At 73.3% G+C, this 20,990-nt stretch carries 15 protein-coding genes; 10 read left to right on the top strand and 5 right to left on the bottom strand.

Annotated elements, in window-relative coordinates; genetic code table 11:
• Positions 1-40 precede the first annotated feature (40 nt).
• Positions 41-1,129 carry a hypothetical protein gene (locus ACFWWU_RS30395; protein ID WP_384150014.1) on the top strand — a complete coding sequence of 363 codons (1,089 nt, stop codon included), beginning with the start codon at positions 41-43 and terminating at the stop codon, positions 1,127-1,129.
• Here the strand turns inward: ACFWWU_RS30395 and ACFWWU_RS30390 are convergent.
• Entirely contained in the window at positions 1,116-2,756 is a 1,641-nt protein-coding gene (locus ACFWWU_RS30390; protein ID WP_384150011.1) for an acyl-CoA synthetase, read from the bottom strand. The two genes, ACFWWU_RS30395 and ACFWWU_RS30390, sit on opposite strands and share 14 nt — an antisense overlap.
• Before the next feature lie 183 nt (positions 2,757-2,939).
• Here ACFWWU_RS30390 and ACFWWU_RS30385 point away from each other — a divergent pair, with 183 nt between their 5' ends.
• From ACFWWU_RS30385 to ACFWWU_RS30350, 8 genes are all read left to right on the top strand, one after another.
• Entirely contained in the window at positions 2,940-3,740 is an 801-nt protein-coding gene (locus ACFWWU_RS30385; protein WP_329625376.1) for a crotonase/enoyl-CoA hydratase family protein, read from the top strand.
• 171 nt (positions 3,741-3,911) lie between these two features.
• Positions 3,912-4,898, top strand: coding sequence for a Zn-ribbon domain-containing OB-fold protein (locus ACFWWU_RS30380; RefSeq protein WP_384150008.1), 987 nt, complete (start codon positions 3,912-3,914; stop codon positions 4,896-4,898).
• The gene (locus ACFWWU_RS30375) at positions 4,898-5,998 is read left to right on the top strand and encodes a thiolase domain-containing protein (RefSeq protein ID WP_384150005.1); all 1,101 of its coding nucleotides are present in this window, start codon (positions 4,898-4,900) and stop codon (positions 5,996-5,998) included. Before ACFWWU_RS30380 ends, ACFWWU_RS30375 begins: the two co-directional genes overlap by 1 nt.
• Positions 5,988-7,157 carry a thiolase domain-containing protein gene (locus tag ACFWWU_RS30370; protein ID WP_384150002.1) on the top strand — a complete coding sequence of 390 codons (1,170 nt, stop codon included), beginning with the start codon at positions 5,988-5,990 and terminating at the stop codon, positions 7,155-7,157. Before ACFWWU_RS30375 ends, ACFWWU_RS30370 begins: the two co-directional genes overlap by 11 nt.
• Before the next feature lie 49 nt (positions 7,158-7,206).
• Positions 7,207-7,620, top strand: a complete 414-nt coding sequence (locus ACFWWU_RS30365) for an ACT domain-containing protein (RefSeq protein ID WP_384149999.1) — start codon at positions 7,207-7,209, stop codon at positions 7,618-7,620.
• Between the two features lie 105 nt (positions 7,621-7,725).
• Positions 7,726-10,809: an ATP-binding protein gene (locus ACFWWU_RS30360; RefSeq protein ID WP_384149996.1), complete on the top strand. Its 3,084-nt coding sequence runs from the start codon at positions 7,726-7,728 to the stop codon at positions 10,807-10,809.
• 56 nt (positions 10,810-10,865) lie between these two features.
• Positions 10,866-11,366 (top strand): hypothetical protein, encoded by a 501-nt coding sequence (locus ACFWWU_RS30355; RefSeq protein WP_024757478.1) that lies wholly within the window; start codon positions 10,866-10,868, stop codon positions 11,364-11,366.
• 17 nt (positions 11,367-11,383) lie between these two features.
• Complete coding sequence (locus ACFWWU_RS30350; protein ID WP_384149993.1) at positions 11,384-11,749, top strand: RNA-binding S4 domain-containing protein; 366 nt, start codon at positions 11,384-11,386, stop codon at positions 11,747-11,749.
• 60 nt (positions 11,750-11,809) lie between these two features.
• Here ACFWWU_RS30350 and ACFWWU_RS30345 read toward each other — a convergent pair whose 3' ends face one another.
• From ACFWWU_RS30345 to ACFWWU_RS30335, 3 genes are all read right to left on the bottom strand, one after another.
• A complete protein-coding gene (locus ACFWWU_RS30345) occupies positions 11,810-14,008 on the bottom strand; it encodes a germacradienol/geosmin synthase (protein WP_384149990.1) in 2,199 nt (732 codons plus the stop codon).
• Positions 14,009-14,167: 159 nt separating this feature from the next.
• Positions 14,168-16,102, bottom strand: coding sequence for an N-acetylmuramoyl-L-alanine amidase (locus ACFWWU_RS30340; RefSeq protein ID WP_384149987.1), 1,935 nt, complete (start codon positions 16,100-16,102; stop codon positions 14,168-14,170).
• A gap of 365 nt (positions 16,103-16,467) precedes the next feature.
• The gene (locus ACFWWU_RS30335; RefSeq protein WP_384149985.1) at positions 16,468-17,595 is read right to left on the bottom strand and encodes an aminoglycoside phosphotransferase family protein; all 1,128 of its coding nucleotides are present in this window, start codon (positions 17,593-17,595) and stop codon (positions 16,468-16,470) included.
• Positions 17,596-17,828: 233 nt separating this feature from the next.
• Between ACFWWU_RS30335 and ACFWWU_RS30330 the strand changes: the two genes are divergently transcribed.
• Positions 17,829-19,322: a hypothetical protein gene (locus ACFWWU_RS30330; protein WP_384149982.1), complete on the top strand. Its 1,494-nt coding sequence runs from the start codon at positions 17,829-17,831 to the stop codon at positions 19,320-19,322.
• Positions 19,323-19,467: 145 nt separating this feature from the next.
• On the opposite strand, the gene ACFWWU_RS30325 is transcribed toward ACFWWU_RS30330, so the two are convergent.
• Complete coding sequence (locus ACFWWU_RS30325) at positions 19,468-20,973, bottom strand: PP2C family protein-serine/threonine phosphatase (RefSeq protein ID WP_384149980.1); 1,506 nt, start codon at positions 20,971-20,973, stop codon at positions 19,468-19,470.
• Positions 20,974-20,990 lie beyond the last annotated feature (17 nt).

Here is a 20,990-nt window from a genome sequence, read left to right as displayed (position 1 = left end):
CGATAGCATCGAAGCCGAACCGCCCCTGGAGGATCCGCGCATGACCCGCACCACGCCCCCGCGCCCCGTCGACATCGAAGCGGTCTTCCCCGCCCTCGCCGCGTACCGGCGGACGGCGACACGGCTGCACCCCCGGCAGGGCACGGCGAAGCCGGAGGAGAGCTCGGTGGCGGGGCCGCTGCTGTGGCCGGCCGACGAACCGTGGCCGGTGTGCACCGCCGTGCACCCGAAGGGCACGGGGCACCTGCTGTCCGACGTACGGGCCCGCCGGCGCATCCAGGACGAGGCCCGGGGGCGGGACTTCACCGACGAGGAGCGGCGGCTCCTCGACGGGATGACCCGGGGGACCCACGCCCCGGACCTCCGCGACGAGGACCCGCTGCCCATGCTGGCCGTCGCCCAGCTCTACGCCCGGGACGTACCGGACCTCGCCGGCCCCGAAGGACACGACCTGCTCCAGGTGTTCTGGTGCCCCTTCGAGGTCCACGGCCCGGAGCGGACCATCGACGTGGAGCTGAGGTGGCGGCGCTCCGCCGACGTCGGCGCGGTCCTCGCCCCGCAGCCCGAACCGCCGGTCGCGGGCCGCGAGGAGTGCGTCCCCACGTCCTGCGTCGTCCACCCGGAGCAGGTCGTCGAGCACGAGTACCTCGGGCTGCTCGGCGATGACCTCCAGGAGGAGATCGCCGAGTGGGAGGAGGGCCTCCTCGACGAGGAGGACGACGAGGAGGAGGACGCGTACGACTCGTCCTCACCCGCGAACTACGCGACGTACGAGGAGTACGAGGCCGCCATGGCAGCCGCCCGCGCGCAGGAGCCCGAGGAGATCGACTACATGAGCGACCTCTCGATCGCCCCGGGCTGGAAGACCGGCGGCTTCGCCTCCTGGCACCTGACCGACCCCAGGCCGGTGGACTGCCCCGCGTGCGGGACGGCGATGCCGCCGCTGCTCACCGTCGCCACCGTGGAGTGCGACGGCGCCTCGCGGAGCTGGCTCCCGGTCGAGGACCGTGACGCGGCGGACGACCCGCGGGTGATCGACCCGGTCGGCGTGTACCTGGGACGCGGCCTCATGCGCGTCCACACCTGCCCGACCGACCCGACCCACCCGCACCGGCTCAGCTTCCAGTGACGGGCGTTGCCGCGTCCGCGTCCACGGCCACCGAACGGGCCCAGCGGTAGTCCGCCTTGCCGCTCGGGGAGCGCTGGATGCGGTCGGTGAGGACCAGCTGGCGGGGAACCTTGTAGCCCGCCAGGCGCGCGCGGCAGTGGTTCTGCACCGCTTCCAGGTCCAGGGGCGGCGCGTCCGCGCGGAGCTGGACGACCGCGGCGACGTGGTTGCCCCAGCGGGCGTCGGGGACTCCGGCGACCAGGGCGTCGTACACGTCGGGGTGGGACTTCAGAGCCTGCTCCACCTCCTCCGGGTAGACCTTCTCGCCGCCCGTGTTGATGCACTGCGAGCCGCGCCCGAGGACGGTGACGACGCCGTGCTCGTCGACGGTCGCCATGTCGCCGAGGAGCACCCACCGCACGCCGTCCTTCTCGAAGAAGGTCTCGGCGGTCTTGGCCGGGTCGTTGTAGTAGCCGAGCGGGACGTGGCCGCGCTGGGCCAGGCGGCCCGTCTCGCCCGTCGCGACCGGCTCGCGGGTCGCCGGGTCGACGACCTGGGTGCGTTCGTTGACATGGAGCCGGAAGCCCTTGTCCGGGCCGGAGTCGTCCGTCGCACGGCCGTTGGAACCGGACTCGGTGGAGCCGAAGTTGTTGAGCAACAGCACGTTCGGCATGAGCTCCTGGAGCTGAACCCGCACCGTGTCGGACATGATCGCCCCGGAGGACGAGAGGCTGAAGAGCGCCGAGAGGTCCGTGCCCTTGAGCGGTCCGCGCAGGGCGTCGACGAGCGGGCGCAGCATCGCGTCGCCCACCAGGGAGATGCTGGAGACCTTCTCCTTCTCCAGGGTGCGCAGGACCTCCTCCGGCACGTACTTGCGGTGGAGGGCGACCCGCTGGCCGTAGTTGAAGGCGATGAACGCCGTCAGCGTGGAAGTGCCGTGCATCAGCGGCGGCGCCGGGAAGAAGGTGATGCCGGGACGGCCGGCCGCGACCCGCTCGGCCAGCTCCTCGGGGCGCTTCACGGGCTCGCCGGAGGGCTCGCCGCCGAACAGGCCCGCGAAGAACAGGTCCTCCTGGCGCCACAGGACGCCCTTCGGCATCCCGGTCGTACCGCCGGTGTAGATGATGAAGAGGTCGTCCCCGGAGCGCGGCTCGAAGCCCCGCTCCGCCGACCCGGAGGCCTCCGCCTCGGCGAACGGCACGCAGTCGAGCGCCGGCGCTCCCTCGGGCGGGGTCCCCACCCGCACGAGGTGCCGCAGCTTCTCCGTCTGCGGCCGCGCCGCGGCCACCCGCTCCGTGAACTCGGCGTCGAAGACGAGCGCCGCCAGGTCCGCGTCGCGGTAGAGGTAGACGAGCTCCTCCTCCACGTACCGGTAGTTCACGTTGACCGGCACGATCCGCGCCTTGAGGCATGCGAGGACCGTCTGCAGGTACTCGACGCCGTTGTACAGGTGGAGGCCGAGATGCTCGCCGGGACGGATGCCCGCCTCGATGAGGTGGTGGGCGATCCCGTTCGCCGCGGCGTCGAGTTCGGCGTAGGTGAGGCGGCGTTCCTCCCCCGTGCCCGGGTGATCGACGTACACCAGAGCCTCGCGGTCCGGGACCACGTCGACCACCGATTCGAACAGGTCGGCAAGGTTGTACTCCACCGTTCCTCCTGACCCCGGCTCGCGCTGACTCGTACGGGTGCGCAGTGACTCGGCGGTCATTAGAGCGCCGACCGGCGACGGGGGGAAGGGGATGCGCAGAAGAATCTGACTGAGTGTCAGAAAACTATTGAACTGGACCCCCCACTCCTGCAACCTGTTCCAGAACTGGAGACGGGAGACCCCATGGGTGGCACCGAACATCTGGACGTGCGGCGCGAAGGCGCCACGCTCGTCCTCACCTTGAACCGGCCCGAGGCCAAGAACGCCCTCTCGCTGCCGATGCTCGTCGGCCTCCACGACGGCTGGCTGGAGGCCGACGCCGACGACGGCATCCGCTCGATCGTCCTGACCGGCGCGGGCGGGGCGTTCTGCGCCGGCATGGACCTCAAGGCGCTGGCCGGCAAGGGCATGGAGGGCGAGCAGTACCGGGACCGGCTGAAGGCCGACCCCGATCTGCACTGGAAGGCGATGCTGCGTCACCACCGCCCGCGCAAACCCGTCATCGCGGCCGTCGAGGGGTACTGCGTCGCCGGCGGCACCGAGATCCTCCAGGGCACCGACATCCGGGTCGCGGGCGCCTCCGCCACCTTCGGCCTCTTCGAGGTCAAGCGCGGCCTGTTCCCCATCGGCGGCTCCACGGTGCGCCTGCCCCGCCAGATCGCCCGCACCCACGCCCTGGAGATGCTCCTCACCGGCCGCCCGTACACCGCCGACGAGGCGGCCCGTATCGGCCTCGTCGGGCGTGTCGTCCCCGACGGCACGGCGCTCGACGCGGCCCTGGACATCGCCGAACGGATCAACGCGTGCGGGCCGCTGGCCGTCGAGGCGGTGAAGGCGTCGGTCTACGAGACCGCCGAGATGACCGAGACCGAAGGACTGGCCGCCGAGCTGAAGCGGGGGTGGCCGATCTTCGACACAGCGGACGCGAAGGAGGGGGCGAGGGCGTTCGCGGAGAAGCGGGCGCCGGTGTACCGGCGGGAGTGACCTCTCCCCACCCGGCCCCTTCCCGAACCGGGGGCAAGCACCGAGACCCCCGTACGGCCTTCGGCCGTGCCCCCGGTCACGGGAAGGGGCGGGGTGGGGGAAAGGCCCCGCGCAGCGGCCCACCCACCCGCACCCCACGTCACCGCCCGTCCCAACGAAGGAGCCGCACCCATGACACCCACCCCCACCTCCCCGCCGGAGGCCCTCCGCGCCCCCCTCGTCGTCGAGTTCCCCTTCACCCGCTCCCTCGGCCCCGTCCAGTCCGCCTTCCTCACCGGACTGCGCGAGCGGACCGTGCTCGGGGTGCGGACCGAGGCCGGCGACGTCCTCGTCCCGCCCGTCGAGTACGACCCCGCCACCGCCGCCGAGCTCCGCGAGCTCGTCGAGGTCGGCGCCACCGGCACCGTCACCACCTGGGCCTGGAACCCCGAGCCCCGTGCCGGCCAGCCGCTCGCGACCCCCTTCGCCTGGGTCCTCGTCCGCCTCGACGGCGCCGACACCGCCCTCCTGCACGCCCTCGACGCCCCCGGCCCCGAAACCGTCCGCACCGGACTGCGGGTCCGGATCCGCTGGGCCGCCGAACGCTCCGGCGCCATCACCGACATCGCCTGCTTCGAGCCGCACGAGAGCGACGACCCGGCAGCCGACCCCGCAGTCGGACAACCGCAGCTCCACGACGGCCGGTTCGGCGACGACCCGGTCACCGGCATCGTCGCCCCCGCCCGCCTCGACTACACCTACAGCCCCGGCCGCGCCCAGACCCGCTACCTCCACGCGCTCGCCGAGCGCCGCACCGTCGGGGAACGCTGCCCCTCCTGCGCCAAGGTGTACGTGCCGCCCCGGGGCGCCTGCCCCACCTGCGGGGTCGCCACCACCGACCAGGTCGAGGTCGGCCCCCGCGGCACCGTCACCACGTACTGCATCGTCAACATCAAGGCCAAGGGCGTCGCCATCGAGGTCCCGTACGTCTACGCCCACATCGCCCTCGACGGCGCCGGGCTCGCGCTCCACGGCCGCATCGCCGGCATCCCCTACGACGAGGTCCGCATGGGCCTGCGCGTCGAACCCGTGTGGAGCGAGGACGGCCGCTACCCCGACCACTACCGGCCCACCGGCGAACCCGACGCCGACTACGACACCTACAAGGAGCTGCTGTGATGCCGCACCGGCCGGAACGCGAGGTGGCGATCGTCGCCTTCGCCCAGAGCGACCACCGCCGTCGCACCGACGACCTCTCCGAGGTCGAGATGGTCATGCCCGTCCTGCACGACGTGCTCCGGCAGACGGGACTCAAGGCCTCCGACATCGGCTTCACCTGCTCCGGCTCCTCCGACTACCTCGCCGGCCGGGCCTTCTCCTTCACCATGGCCCTCGACGGCGTCGGCGCCTGGCCGCCGATCTCCGAGTCCCACGTCGAGATGGACGGCGCCTGGGCCCTGTACGAGGCCTGGGTGAAGCTCCTCACCGGGGAGGCCGACACCGCCCTCGTCTACGCCTACGGGAAGTCCTCGCCCGGCTCCGTACGCGACGTCCTCACCCGCCAGCTCGACCCCTACTACCTCGCCCCGCTCTGGCCCGACTCCGTCGCCCTCGCCGCGCTCCAGGCCCAGGCCCTCGTCGACGCGGGCCACGCCGACGAAGCCGCCCTCGCGGCCATCGCCGACCGGAGCCGCGCCGACGCCGCGGCCAACCCGCACGCCCAGCTGCCCGGCGCCCGCCCCCAGGGCGAGTACGTCGTCCAGCCCCTCCGCACCGGCGACTGCCCGCCCATCGGCGACGGAGTCGCCGCCGTGATCCTCGCCGCCGGCGACCGCGCCCGCGAACTCTGCGCGCGCCCCGCCTGGATCCGGGGCATGGACCACCGCATCGAGGCCCACTCCCTCGGCGTCCGCGACCTCACCGACTCGCCCTCCACCCGCCTCGCCGCCGAGCGCGCCGGAGCCTTCGAGGTCCCCCATGGCCTTAACGGCATGGGAGGTGCCCCCAACGTCGACACCGCCGAGCTCCACGCGCCCTTCACCTCCCAGGAAGTCGTCCTCACGAGGGCGCTCCGCCTCGACGACACCGTCCGGATCAACCCCTCGGGCGGCGCCCTCGCCGCCAACCCCGTCATGGCCGCCGGTCTCATCCGGCTCGGCGAGGCCGCCGCCCGCATCCACCGGGGCGCCTCCGACCGCGCCCTCGCCCACGCCACCTCCGGGCCCTGCCTCCAGCAGAACCTGGTCGCCGTCCTGGAAGGGGAGCCCCATGTCCGGTAAAGAGCCCGTCGCCGTCGTCGGCATCGGCCAGACCAAGCACGTCGCCGCCCGCCGGGACGTCTCGATCGCCGGACTCGTCCGCGAGGCCGCCGTCCGCGCCCTGGAGGACGCGGAGCTGACCTGGGCGGACATCGACGCCGTCGTCATCGGCAAGGCCCCCGACTTCTTCGAGGGCGTCATGATGCCGGAGCTGTACCTCGCCGACGCGCTCGGCGCCGTCGGCAAACCCATGCTCCGGGTCCACACGGCCGGATCGGTCGGCGGCTCCACCGCACTCGTCGCCGCCAACCTCGTCGCGGCGCGCGTCCACCGGACCGTTCTCACCCTCGCCTTCGAGAAGCAGTCCGAGTCCAATGCGATGTGGGGCCTGTCCCTGCCCGTCCCCTTCCAGCAGCCGCTGCTCGCCGGCGCCGGAGGCTTCTTCGCCCCGCACGTCCGGGCCTACATGCGCCGTACCGGCGCCCCCGACGCGATCGGCTCCCTCGTCGCGTACAAGGACCGGCGCAACGCCCTCAAGAACCCGTACGCCCACCTCCACGAGCACGACCTCACCCTGGAGAAGGTCCAGGCCTCCCCGATGCTTTGGGACCCGATCCGCTACTCGGAGACCTGCCCGTCCTCGGACGGCGCCTGCGCCATGGTCCTCACCGACGGCGCGGGCGCGGCCCGCTCGCCGCGGCCGCCGGCCTGGGTGCACGGCGGCGCGATGCGCAGCGAGCCCACCCTCTTCGCGGGCAAGGACTTCGTCTCGCCGCAGGCCGGCCGGGACTGCGCCGCCGACGTCTACCGGCAGGCCGGCATCACGGACCCGAGGCGGGAGATCGACGCCGTCGAGATGTACGTGCCGTTCTCCTGGTACGAGCCGATGTGGCTGGAGAACCTCGGCTTCGCCGAGGAGGGCGAGGGCTGGAAGCTCACCGAGGCCGGGGTGACCGAACTCGACGGCGACCTGCCCGTGAACCCCTCGGGCGGCGTGCTTTCCACCAACCCCATCGGGGCCTCCGGGATGATCCGTTTCGCGGAGGCGGCGCTCCAGGTACGCGGCGAGGCGGGCGAGCACCAGGTGGAGGGCGCACGCCGGGCGCTCGGCCACGCCTACGGCGGCGGCGCGCAGTTCTTCGCCATGTGGCTCGTCGGGGACACCCCGCCCGCCTCCTGAGCCGGGCCGCGCGGGGACGGGGGACCGGGGGCCGCCTAGGCTGGCTCCCATGAACGCGGAACGTGATCTGACCCGGCTCCTCGCCGGGATGCGGCCGGAACTCGACCCCGGGCGGTACGTCTTCACCACGGTGGCCGGCCCCGCCGCCCCGGCCGGGGTCGCCCCCGTCGTCACCGTCGCCGAACGGGAGGGACTCACCCTCGTCGTACGGCAGGAAGAGGCGGACGCCGCGGCCCTCGCGTACGACTACGTCGCGGGGTGGATCACCCTGCGGATCCACTCCGCGCTCGACGCCGTCGGGCTGACGGCCGCCGTCGCGGGCGCGCTCGCCGACGCGGGCATGAGTTGCAACGTCGTGGCCGGATTCCACCACGACCACCTGTTCGTCGAACACGCCAGGGCGGAGGAGGCGTTGGCCGTCCTGAACGGACTCGCCGAGGGCGCGGGAAGCTTGCGCGATTGACGGTCACGGCGAGCGCCATCCGGCGTACGCTGGGGCTTTCGCGGGGCTCCCGCCCGGCACCCCGCACCGTGCGCCGGGCGTGCGCCCCCGGTGTGGGGGTGGAACGTGGTACGTGAGGACGGCAGGGCGGCCCGTAAGGGATTCGGCCTCTTCGAACGCGAGGCGGCGCTCGCGGCGGCCGAGGAGGCACTCGACCTCCTGACGGGTCTCGCCGAGGAACCCCCTGCCCGGCCCGACCGCGTGCCCGCACCCCGCGAGCCCCGCGGCCCCCATCTCGTCGCGGTCCCCGACGGAGAACCGACCCAGGGCCGGCCCGCCCCCCTCCCCGGTGCGGAGCCCGCCACGGGCCCGCGCCCCTTCCCCGGCCCGTCGGACGCGCTCGACGGAGCCTCCACGGACCTGTCGCATGCCACCCGCCGCGGCGGATGCCTCGCCTACGCCGCTCCCGCCGGGCTCGGCAAGACAACCCTGCTCGCCGAGGTCCGCCGCCTCGCCGCCGCCCGGGGCTGCACCGTGCTCTCCGCCCGGGGCGGCGACCAGGAGCAGCGCGTCGCCTTCCACGTCGCCCGGCAGCTCCTCCAGCCCCAACTGGCCCACGCCTCCGACACCGAACTCCGCGAGCGGCTCGGTTCCTGGTACGACATCGTCGGTCCCGCCCTCGGGCTGCGCGCCACCGGCGCCGGCTCCCCGCCCGACCCGCAGGGCCTGCGCGACGGACTCGACTGGGTCCTCACCCACCTCGCCGTCCGGCGCGCCCCGCTCGTCGTCGTCCTCGACGACGCCCACTGGGCCGACCCCGAATCCCTCGGCTGGCTCGCCGCCTTCGCCCCACGCGCCGAGGAGCTCCCCATGCTCCTCGTCGTCGCATATCGCCCCGACGAACTCCCCGACGAAGGCGCGGAGTTCACCGGCCACCGCTCGGGACAGCGGCCCCTCGGCCTCGCCCCGCTCACCACCGACGCCATAGCGCGGCTCGTCCGCGACCGCGTCGGCGCCCACGCCGACGACGCCTTCTGCCGCGAGTGCTGGACCGTCACCTCCGGCAACCCCTTCGAGGCCGTCGAACTCGCCGCCAAGGTCCGCGACCACGGCCTCGAACCCACCGCGGGCGGCGCCCACGAACTCCGCGACCTCGCCGCCGCCCTCAAGGGCAGCGGCCTCGTCACCCGGCTCGAACGCCTCGGCCCCGCCACCGTCCGCCTCGCCTGGGCCTGCGCCGTCCTCGGCACCGAGATCTCCCCGCAGCTCGCCGGGGCCGTCGCCGGACTCGGCGAGGAGTCCGTCGCCGAGTCCGCCGGACGACTGCGCGAGGCCCGGGTGCTCGCCGAGTCCGACGGCCCGGACGAGCCCCTCGAATTCGTCCACCCCCTGATCGCCGGCACCGTCTACCGCTCCATCCCCACCGCCACCCGCGTCGCCCTCCACGGCCAGGCCGCCTGGTGCGTCGTCGACGCCGGCCTCGGCTCCACCGCCGCCGCCCGCCACCTCCTGGAGACCCACCCCGAGGGCGACTCCTGGGCCGTCGGCCACCTGCGCGCCGCCGCCCGCGAGAACCTCCGCGCCGGCGCACCCGACGCCGCCCGCCGCTTCCTCGCCCGCGCCCTGCGCGAGCCCCCCACCGCCGACGACCGGGCCGCCGTCCTCTTCGAGCTCGGCTGCTCCTCCCTCCTCACCGAACCCGCCACCACCGTCAACCACCTGCGCGCCGCCCTTGAGGAACCGATCGCCGACCCGGCCCTCCGGCACGGCATCGTCTACCGCCTCTCCCAGGTCCTCGCCCACAGCGACCGGCTCGTGGAGGCCTCCGAACTCCTCGGCCGCGAGGCCCGGCAGACCACCGACGCCCGCAGCCGCCTCCGCATGCAGGCCGAGAAGTTCATGTGGGACGCCTTCCGTGCCGACGAACCCGAGTCGCCTGCCCGCTCCCGCCGCCTCACCGCCCTCGCCGACCGGCTCACCGGCCGCGACCTCACCGAGCGGTACGTCATCGGCCTGCGCGCCTGGGACGCCACCCTGCGCGCCGAACCCTCCGCCGTCGCCGTGGGGCACGCCGAGCGCGCCCTCGAAGGAGGACTCAGCTGGGCCGACGAGAGCCGCGGCTTCGAGGTCCCGGTCCTCACCGCCCTCACCTTCCTCTACGCCGACCGCCCCGGCCGCGCCGAGGAGCTGTTCGCCGACGGCACCGCCGAGTTCGAGCGCCAGGGCTGGCGCGGGGCGCACCTCTCCTTCGCCTACACCCTGCTCGGCTACATCCGCTACCGCCGCGGCCGCCTCGTCGAGGCCGAGGACTTCGTCCGCGCCGGACTGCGCCTCGCCGAGCGCGTCGGTCCGCGCACCCCCGCCCAGTGGTACGCGGTCGGCGTCACCATCGAGGTCCTGCTCGCCCGGGGCCGGGTCGAGGAGGCCGACCGCATCGCCCGCGAGCACGACTTCGGCGAGCCCTTCCCGGCCGCCGTCACCTTCCCCGACTCCCAGACCGTCCACGCCGAGCTGCTCCTCGCCCGCGGCCGCACCGATGAGGCCGCCGCCGAGCTGGCCGCCGTCGGCCGCCGCCTCGACCCGCGTGGCATGCGTAACCCCGCCTGGTGCCCGTGGATGCTCCACCTCGCCGCCGCCGAGGCGGTCACGACCCCCGCACGGGCCCGGCGGACCGCCCAGGAGGCCGTCGCCCGCGCCCGGCAGTACGGGGCACCCTCCGCGATCGGCTCGGCGCTCCGGGTACTCGCCGAGGTCTCCGCGCCCGCCGACCGCGTGAAGCTCCTGGAGGAGTCCGTCGACTGGCTCGACCAGTCGCCCGCCGCCTACGAGCTGGCCCGCTCCCTCGTCGCCCTCGGTATCGCCCTGCGCCGTACGGAACGCGCTGGTGAGGCCGCCGAGCACCTCTACCGGGGCCTGGAGGCCGCCCAGGACTGCGGCGCCGACGGCCTGGTCGACGCGGCGCGGGCCGAGCTGGCGGCGGCCGGACTGCGCCCCCGAGCGCTCCACCCGGCCGGCACGGACACGCTCACCGCCCGTGAGCGCCAGGCCGCCGAGCTCACCGTCCGCGACCGGAACGCGGCCCTTCGCCTCGGCGTCGACGCGGCCACCGTCAGCCGGCTGCTTTCGGCCGTCTACCGGAAACTCGGCACCGACCGGACCGGCCTCGCCCAGGCCCTGCGGAACACGGGCCGCCCTGGTGGGCAGCCCTGACCGGAGCGGGGCGCCCGGCGCGCGGCATCGCGCGCCGGGGCACGTACCATGGCCGTATGTCCTTCCTCCGCCGCCGTAGCGCCGCCACACCTGCGGGTCCGGACTTCGATGTCCTGGCCATGGATCCGGGCGACTGGCCCGGCAATCTCGGCGCCGGTCTGCTGCCCGCCCCCGACGGCTCCTGTCAGGGCGTGTTCCTCCGGTACGACCTGTTCGGCGGCCGCGGCCCCGCGATGATCATCGGCAATCTCCCCGAGGGTTCCCCGGCGCGCGAGCTCGCCGACGGGCAGATCCCCTTCGAGGTCGCCCAGCTCCTCGCGGCCCTGGAGAACGACGAGCCGGTCGAGGTGCTCGACACCGAGGACGTCCCCGTGATGCAGGGCGACAATCTCCTCATCGTCCGCCGCCTCAAGCTCTCCGAAAGCCGCATCTCCTGCGTCCAGTTCGACCGCAGCGACAACGTCCTCGTGACGATCGCCAGTTGGGACCGGCCGATCACCGACGACCTCTACGCGCTGCTCAAGCCCCTGCCCGCCGAGCTGTTCCAGCAGGGCTGACGGGAGGCGGGGGGTCGATGAGCGCGCGCGTCGACGCCTGGATCTGGGCGGTACGCCTCACCAAGACCCGGGCCCAGGCCGCCGCGGCCTGCCGGGCCGGGCACGTGAAGGTCAACGGGGACCGGGCCAAGCCCGCGCAGTCCGTGAAGCTCGGCGACGAGGTTCGGCTCTTCCACGGCGGCCGTGAACGGATCGTCGTGGTCAAGGAGTTGCACATCAAGCGGGTCGGGCCGCCCGTCGCCGTCGAGGCGTACGTGGACAACAGCCCGCCCCCGCCGCCGCGCGAGCACGTGGCCGTCGCCGCGGTCCGCGACCGGGGCGCGGGCCGCCCCACCAAGCGCGAGCGCCGCGAGATCGACGACCTGCGCGGCCGCAGAGCCTGACACACGCCCGTTCCCCACGAGGGCCGTCCCCGGAATTCCCGGAGACGGCCCTCGTCCGTGTCAGCGCGGCGCGGAGCCGATCAGCGCGGCGACCCGCGCGGCCGAGGTCCCCAGGCCCGTCGGGCCACGCCCCACCAGCGGGGTGCCGCTGCCCGCGTGGACGTCCTCCGCGCCGTAACGCCGCACGTTCTGATGCCAGTTGAGGATGCCCGCGAGCCAGTCCTCCAGCTCCCGCAGATACGCCTCGAAGGCCGCCCGGCCCTCCCGGTCGAGCGCGAAGTCCTGGTACAGCAGCGGGACTTCGTTCTTCTTCAGGTGCTCGTACTGACGCAACCGTCCCCGCATCAGGTCGTCGACCATCGCGACCCCCGTCGGGTAGTCGCAGTCGAAGAACTTCTGCAGGACGAGCACGCCGTTGTGCACCTCGCCCTCGACCTCGATCTCCTTCTGGTACGAGAACAGGTCGTTGACGAGCGTCGCGTAGTCGGCGACCGAGCTCTCCAGGGCGCGGACCGTACCCGTCCGGTAGATCTCCGCCGGCAGCGCCTCCGTGTGCCGCAGCCGGCAGAGCAGCATCGTCAGCTCGGAGCCGAAGGTGGTCCTGCGCATCTCGATGTAGTCGACGGGATCGGGCACGCGGTGCTGGGCCTGGTTGTGCAGCTCCCAGAGCCAGCTGTCCAGCATCGCCTCCAGCGCGACCCTGAGCTGGGCCCGCGCCTCGGGCCCCATCGGTCCCGCCGTGCGCGCCCACAGATCGGCGAGGGAGACCTCCAGGGGGTGCGAGGCGAGCGCCGTGCCGGCCGCCGGGTCCTCCAGCGGCATGAAGGACTTGAGCCCGTCCGTGAACCGCTTCGCGCCGCCGAGGTCGCGCGGCCGCCCGAAGACGAGCGGGTAGTAGTCGTCCCCGTACGTCCCCCAGGTCAGCCACTCGGCGCTGAGCTCCAGCTCCTCCAGGGTGGCGTCCGGGTCGATCCCCGCCGAGCAGAGCGCGAAGTCGAAGCCCTGCGCCAACGGCCGGTCCCAGATGTCGTTCAGGAGACCCATGCGCTCGGCCCAGTCCACCGAGAGGCGCAGCGCCTCCTGATGGTGCGGGCTGAGGGTGAGCGGGTACGGCAGGTCGAACTCCGGGAGCAGCGAGGGCCCCACGTGCTGGTGCGGCGTGTGCGTGAGCGCGCGCAGCCGGGACGCGGCGGGGCGCCCGAAGAGCGTACGGATGTCGAGGGCGGAGGTGCCGAGCACCCCGTCGAACCCGGAGGGGCCGCCCACCATGCCCTCGTTCATGTACCGGCTGGAGCGCATGTGCCACTCGTGCCCGCCGGACTGCCAGTCCTGGAGTCCCTTCGCGTACGCCGCCACGGCCGCGCACTCCGCCGGGCTCAGGCCCTTCTCCGCGGCGAGCAACGGCACTTCGGTGAGCGCGGTGTTCTCGAACTGCTGGAGCCGGGAGGTCAGCAGGTCGTTGACGGCGTTCGCCGCCTCCTGCGTCGTGCAGCCGAGGAACTTCTCCAGGACCAGCACGCCGTTGCTGTTCTCGCCCTCGTCCTCCACCTCGCGCTGGTAAGAGAAGAGGTCGTTGCGCAGGTGCACGGCGTCCGAGAAGGCGTCCCTGAGGACACGCAGCGGCCGGGAGTACGCCACCCGGTCGGGGACCTCGGCGCCCGCCGCGTACTCGACGAGACCGGCCGACCAGGGCGCGCCGCCCACCTTGCGGCGCATCTCGATGTACTCGACGGGGTTGGCGATCCGCCCTTCGTTGATGTTGTCGAGCTCCCAGAGCGACTCGTAGAGCAGGTGCTCGGTCGCCTCGGCGAACCGCACCCGCCAGGCGTCGGACATCGAGGGGATCGTGCGCCGCCAGAGGTCCGCGAGGCCCGCCTCGACGGGGTTGGTCGGCTCGGGCATCCCCGTCGCCGGGTCCGCCGGCATGAACAGCGGCAGCCGGTCCAGGTAGGCCTTGCTGCCTGCCCGGTCCTGGGTGCGCTTGAACACCTCCAGGAAGTGGTCGTCGAAGAAGAAGACCCACGTGTACCAGTCCGTGACGAGGTCGAGGGCCTCCGCGTCGCAGTCGGGATGGGTGTACGAGCAGAGCAGCGCGTAGTCGTGGGACTGGAGGTCGTGCTCCTCCCAGACTCCTGAACCCTCCAGCATCCCCATCTCCCGCGCCCAGTCACGGGTGTGCGTGCGGGCGGTCTCCACATGGGGATTGAGCCGCGCCGGATACGGAACATAGAAATCCGGCATAACGAAGGGCTGAGGCATTTCCTGAGGGGCCTTCCGGTGAGCAAGGGCTGTGACCGGCCCAGCCTTACCCGTCGCCCGGATGGCGCACGCGATCTCCCGAATAGTCGTATGAACGCCGACAGGGTGGTGCCGAAGCGTTTCCCCGGCACCACCCCACGCCTTTCGGCCACCCCTCTATCAGCTCTGGGAAACCCGCACGTCAGAGGCCTTCACAAAGGCCACACGATGGCCGAACTGGATCTCGTAATACTCTTCCTGACCCCGCACCACCGTGTGCCCGCTACTGTCGAACACCGGCGCGAAGTAGTACTCGCCCGGAGTGCGGTCCCCCACCACGTACCGCTGACCCGCGAGCAGCTTGTACGGGAGCGGCGACACCGCCTGCACCGGCACCCCCGCCGGATACGCCGAGGCCTCCGGATACGCCCGCCCGTAGACCGGTACCTCCGCGAGCCCCTCCCGGGGCGTCAGGACGAGCCCCCGCGCGTTCACCGCCGTCGGCTCCTCGCCCGGGTTGTGGAACCACGCCTGCTGCCCCAGGTACCAGATCGCCGTCCACTCGCCCCGGCGCTCCGCCACCGCGAAGCTCTGCCCCGTCGAGGCGCGCGCCCCGGTGTCGTTGACCCCGGTGGTCGAGTCCTGCCCACCCGGCCGCAGTCCGATGTCCTTCACCAGGGGCGCGTCGGCGCTCGGCGCGGTGTGCAGGCGCACCGCCCCGCTCCCGTGCGGCGCACACACCTCGCCCGCCTTCACACACCCCGTGTACACCGGCTGATGGGCGCTGTAGTCGGGCCGGATCGTCACCACTCCGGCGTTCGGACCGGCGCTCGGCGTGATCGGCCGGCCGAGGAGCCGGAAGTAGTGCGCCCAGTCCCAGTACGGGCCCGGGTCCGTGTGCATGCCCCGGATCGTCGAGGTCACCGTCCCCGGTACGGTGTCGTGCCCCAGGATGTGCTGCCGGTCCAGCGGGATGTCGTAGCGCTGGGCGAGGTAGCGCACGAGCCGCGCCGACGTCCGGTACATCGCCTCCGTGTACCAGGAGTCCGGCGAGGTGAGGAATCCCTCGTGCTCGAGACCCACCGACTTGGCGTTCACGAACCAATTGCCCGCGTGCCAGCCGACGTCCTTGAGCGGCAGGTGCTGCGCGATGTGCCCGTCGGAGGAGCGCAGCGAGTACTGCCACGACACGTACGTCGGGTCCTGCACCAGCTTCAGCGTGACGTCCCAGACCGCCTCGGTGTCATGGATGACGATGTAGTCGATCGTCTGGGACGAGGGACGGTCCGCCTTGTCGTGGTTGCCGTAGTCGCCGTCGCCGAACTCCTCGTACGGCGCGGGGATCCACTCACAGGCCACCGAGCGCGGGCACTCCACCGGACCGGCGGCGGGGCGGCGCAGCCCGAGCGCGTCCACCTGCTCCGTGGCGGGCGCCACCGCCGGGACGGCCGGGAGCGTCACCCGCTGGCCGCTGTCCGTCGTGCGGGACTCCCCGGTCCTGATCACGTCGAACACGTCGTTCGCGTACGTCGCGGCCGTCGCCGAGTCGTCGGCGCCCGAGTAGCGCGCCACCGCCCCGTACCAGTCGGCGGGGTCGGCGCTCGCCGGCAGTCCGGCCTCTCGCTGCGCCGCGGCGAGCAGCGCCGCCCCGCCCTCGATGTTCGCGGCCGTGGAGCCGCGCAGCTCCTCGGCCGGGATCCCGGAGAGCGCGGACGCCCGCTTCAGCGTCCGCAGCCGGCCGGGCAGCGCCTCGGGCGCGGGGACGGGAGCCTCCGACGCCGTCCGGGCCGTACGCGAGGAGTCGCCGCGCGCGTCCTCCTCGCCGTCGGAGTGGTGCGGGACGGTGGCTCCGGCGAGCGCCGTCACCGCGTCCGTCAGGTGCATCGGCCCGTAGCCGCCGGTCACGCTCGGCGCACCGCCGTGGGCGTCCCAGCGCGACTGCAGATACGAGACGGCGAGCAGGACGCTCTCGGGCACGCCGTGGCGCGCGGCCGCCCGCGCGAACTGCCCTTGGAGCGTGCCCGAGGCGGGCACGTCGGCGACGGCGGACGGAGCCGCGGACAGCAGGGGGAGCAGCAGGGCGGCGGACGCGACGGCGCCCGCCACCCTCGGCACACGGCGGGGGGACCGCGGTGGGGGTGACACACGTCTGTCGGACGGGGAACGGAGCAAGGCAGCCTCCAGGGGCGGGGGGTGACACGGGGGGCGTGCGGTACCGAACCCGTACAGGGGTATCCGGTCCCGGACGATCCGTCAATCACGCCTGCCACGCGGAAGTTCCCACGTCAGGACGGTAATGGAGGCCGTTCGGCGGAGTTTCGCGGAGACGGGCCCCGGGCCTGGGACGCGTCAGTGGAGTGGACCAATGGGGCCGCCGTCCGCGCGGCCCGCGCGGCGGACAGGACAGTGCGCCGTGTCCCGGTGTGTCGGCACCGGGCGCACGGCGCGCCACCCCCCGTGTCGCCGGCCGGACCCGCCCTTCAGCGCGTCCCGACCGCCGCGCGCACGGCCCGGCGTGCCATGGCGCAGTCGTCGTGCAGCCGCCTCAGCAGCAGCCGCTGTTCCTCACCCGCGGAGAGCGCGCCGGAGGGCACCGGGACGGTCCCGGCCGGCGGAGCCTCCTTGATGGTGCGCTGCACCGCCGTCTCGTAGGTACGGATCTCCCGCGTCAGCACGATCATCAGGTTCACCAGGAAGGCGTCCCGGGAGGCCGGGCCCGCCTGCTGGGCCAGCTGACTGATCTGGCGCCGGGCCAGCGGTGCGTCACCGAGCACCGCCCACAGGGTCGCCAGGTCGTAGCCGGGCAGATACCAGCCCGCGTGCTCCCAGTCGACGAGGACGGGACCCGCCGGGGAGAGCAGGATGTTGGAGAGCAGGGCGTCGCCGTGGCAGAACTGGCCCATGCCCTGCCGGCCGCCCGCGTGCGCCAGACCGTGCAGCAGCTTCTGCAGGTCGTCCCGGTCCCGGTCGGTGAAGAGCCCGAGCTCGTGATAGCGCGCGATCCGCGTCCCGTAGTCCAGCGGGGCGTCGAAGGTCCCGGCCGGCGGCCGCCAGGCGTTGAGCCGGGCGATCGCTCCGAGCGCGGCCCGCACGTCGGCGCGCGGCGGGGCCTCGACGGGGTGGCGCGAGAGCGCCGCCGCCCGTCCGGGCATCCGCTCGATCACCAGCGTGCAGTTCTCCGGGTCCGCGGCGATGAGCCGGGGCGCCCGCACCGGCGGGCGGTGACGGACGAAGGACCGGTAGGACGCTATTTCGTGACGGAACCGCTCGACCCACGCGGGGGAGTGGTCCAGTAAACACTTCGCGACCGCCGTGGTCCGCCCGGTCGTTCCGACGATCAGGACGGAGCGGCCGCTGCGTCGCAGCACCTGGACCGGGTTGAACTCCGGGCAGATGCGGTGGACCGAGGCGATCGCCATCTTCAGCTGCGCCCCCTGCGGGCCGGACAGGTCGATTCTCCCGCTCACCGGCTGGGTGCCGGTGCCGCCCGTCCAGCGCCGGGGCCGTACGGCCTGGGGCGCGGGGGCGAGGTACGGCCCGGCACCGGCCGGGACGATGCGGTGCTGCGGCCGAGGCGGGGCGGACACGGAGGACGATGCTGTGTACATGGAGGTGACAGATCCCTTCGTGGTCCGACGAGTTGCGTGCGTCGCCCCGCCCGCCCCCGGTCCGCACCCTGGGGAATGAGGGCCGGTCGGCGGGGCGGGGTGGCGCGTTCCTACCTGACACCCGGGCGCGGGTGGCGGAACATCGGGCGGACCCTGGCGAACCCTGGCGAATAGTCGCCAGCCCTATGACAGGGGGTTACTGTCAACTCAGCCGAGAACCTGGGGGCTTAGACGTGACCGGACAAACCAACACCCGCCTGGCAGACCTGTTCGGCCTGGCCGGCTGGTCCAAGGGCGAACTCGCGAGACTCGTCAACCGGCAGGCGGCGGCCATGGGCCACCCCCAGCTGGCGACCGACACCTCGCGGGTGCGGCGGTGGATCGACCGGGGCGAGACCCCGCGAGATCCCGTCCCCCGGGTGCTGGCAGCACTGTTCACCGAGCGACTCGGCCGTGTCGTGACCATCGAGGACCTCGGGTTCGAACGACACGGGCGCGCCGGAAAGCGGCAGGCCGTCAGGAACGACGACAACCCTGACAACCTGCCCTGGCCACCCGATCGTACGGCTGCGGTCCTCACCGAATTCACGGGAATGGACCTCATGCTCAACCGACGCGGCCTGGTGGGCGCGGGTGCCGCGCTTGCCGCCGGCTCCGCACTCAGCAGCAGCATGTACGACTGGCTGCAGACCGACCCCGCACGCAAGGCCACCGCCCAGCGCGCCACCGATCCCCTCCACGCCGACCCCGCCGGGTTCGACCGCTACGAGGCCGCCCCCGTCGGTTCGGAGGAGATCGAGGCGCTGGAGTACTCGGTGACCGTGTTCCGCGCGTGGGACGCCTCCCGCGGCGGCGGCCTCCAGCGCAAGGCCGTCGTGGGCCAGCTCAATGAGGTGGGCGGCATGCTCGCCTACCGCCACGCCGACCACCTCCAGCGACGCCTCTGGGGTGTCGCCGCCAACCTGGCCGTCCTGGCCGGCTGGATGTCCCATGACGTGGGCCTCGAACCCACCGCGCAGAAGTACTTCGTCATCGCCGCCCACGCGGCCCGCGAGGGCGGCGACCGTCCCCGGGCCGGCGAGGCCCTGTCCCGGGCCGCCCGCCAGATGGTGCACCTGGGCCGGCCCGACGACGCCCTCGACCTGATGAAGCTGGCCAAGGCGGGCGCGGGTGAGCAGATGCTGCCGCGGACGCAGGCCATGCTGCACACCATCGAGGCCTGGGCACAGGCCTCCCTGGGGCGCGGCCAGGCCATGAAGCGGACCCTGGGCGAGGCGGAGGAGCTCTTCGTCTCCGACCGGGCGGATGTGGAACCGCCGAGCTGGATGCAGAACTTCGACGAGGCCGACATGCACGGCATGCAGGCCCTCGCCTACCGGACCCTCGCCGACCACGACGCCGCCGCGGCGGTCCCCGCTCAGCGGCACGCCAGGCTCGCCCTGGAGCTGCGCAAGCACGGGCACAACCGCTCGAAGCTCTTCGACTTCATCTCGATGGCCTCGGCCTGCTTCATCGCCGACGACCCGGAGCAGGCCGACCGGTACGCCCGGCTCGCCCTCGTCTCCATGGGGGAGACCTCTTCCCACCGGACGTGGCACCGGCTGCGGGAGATGTACCGGCTCACCGGGCAGTACGCGGGCTACTCGAAGATCGAGGACCTGCGCGAGGAGATCGAACTGGCCCTGCCCAAGTCGCCGGTCAACCGGCCGAGAACGGGTCAGGCCTGAGCCCCTCGCGGGGGCTGCCGGGCTTTCGTGCGGCCCTGAGCCGTTCTGTGGGGCGCCAGGGTGCGCCAGGGCCGATCCGGGCCGGACGCGCCGACGACCCGAAACCCTTCCACGGTTCCGGGACCCTCGGCGATCCGTGTCTCCGTCAGCTGCCGACCCGCACCACCATCACGCAGGCGTCGTCCTCGCGCGGCACCTCGCCGAACTCCTCGACCACCGCGCGGACGCATTCGTGCGCGTCCCGCGCCTCGGTGAGCCGGGGGCCGAGGGCGAGCAGCCGCCGTGTGCCCGTGTCATCGTGCACGCCGCTGCCGCGGGTCAGCCCGTCCGTGTGCAGCACCAGCAGGTCACCGGGGAACAGCCGGGTCTCGGTCTCGCCGTATCTGCCGCCGGTCGTCGCCCCGAGCAGTACGCCCTCCGGCCGCCGGAGGGCGATCCCCGTCCCGTCGCGGAAGAGCAGCGGGGCGGGGTGGCCGGCCTGCGCCCAGGTCAGGGTCTGGCCGACCGGGTCGTAGCGGCAGCACATCGCACTGCCGAGCGCGGGCTGGACGGAGGTCTCCAGGAGCTGGTTGAGGTGTCCCATCAGGGCGCCCGGGCGGATCCCGGCCACGGCCATGCCGCGCAGCGCGCCGAGGAGCATGGCCATGGAGGAGGTCGCGGCGACCCCGTGGCCGGTCAGATCGCCGACGGTCAGCAGTGCGTCGCCATCGGGCAGGGCCAGTGCGTCGTACCAGTCGCCGCCGATGAGGCCGGTGCTGGCGGCCGGCAGGTAGTGGGCCGCCACGTCGAGCGGGGCGGGGCCGTCGTGGGCGAAGCGGAGGGAGCCGCGCCATGGCGGGAGCACGGCTTCCTGGAGCTCGACCGCGACGCGTCGTTCGGTGCGCTCGATCTGACGGCTGCGCTCCAGGCTGTCCCGGCTCTCGCGGACGGCCCGCTGACTGCGTCGCAGCTCGCTGACGTCTCGTAAAACGGCCCACATGGAGGCGGTGCAGCCGTCGGCGTCGAGGACGGGCTCACCCGTCATGTGCACGGTCCGCACGCGGCCGTCCGTCCGGACGATCCGGAACTCGCCGTCGATCGGCTTGCCGTCGATGAGGCAGTCCGTCACCAGCCCCTGGAGGAGGGACTGGTCCTCGGCGAAGACCATGGAGGGCAGCTCGTCCAGCGACATCGGGCCGCTCTCACGGGGGCGTCCGAAGATCTGGAACAGCTCCTCGGACCAACTCACCTCGTCGGTGAGGAGGTTCCACTCGGCGCTGCCGACGCGGGAGAGCAGCGAACCGGTGCGGGCGGGGGCGGCCTCGCCGTAGGCGGTGCCGGGGTCGGCTTCCGCGGCGAGGACGGCGTCCGGGACGGTGTCCGCGGCGTTGTCGTGCTCGACGTCGGTCCCGAAGCCGGTCCCGGGCGTGATCCCCTCCGGCACGCCGACCCGGAGCTGACCCAAGTGGGCGCCCAGGTCGTCGAGTTGGTGAACGGCGAGGTCGCACAGGGCGCGCTGCCACCGCTGCTGGGGGTCGTCGTCGTTCGCCACGGCGTCCCGGCGGACGGCGTCCACCTCGCCGCGCAGGCGACGGGTCTGCGAGATCAACGCGTCCACCGCGCCCGGCTCCGGCGGCTGGGCGGGACGGTCCGCGAACAGATGGGACGGCATGTCGTACTCCGATACAG

It is taken from the genome of Streptomyces sp. NPDC058650 (assembly GCF_042717315.1).
Classification (GTDB): domain Bacteria; phylum Actinomycetota; class Actinomycetes; order Streptomycetales; family Streptomycetaceae; genus Streptomyces.
This window is presented reverse-complemented; position numbering and strand designations above follow the sequence as displayed.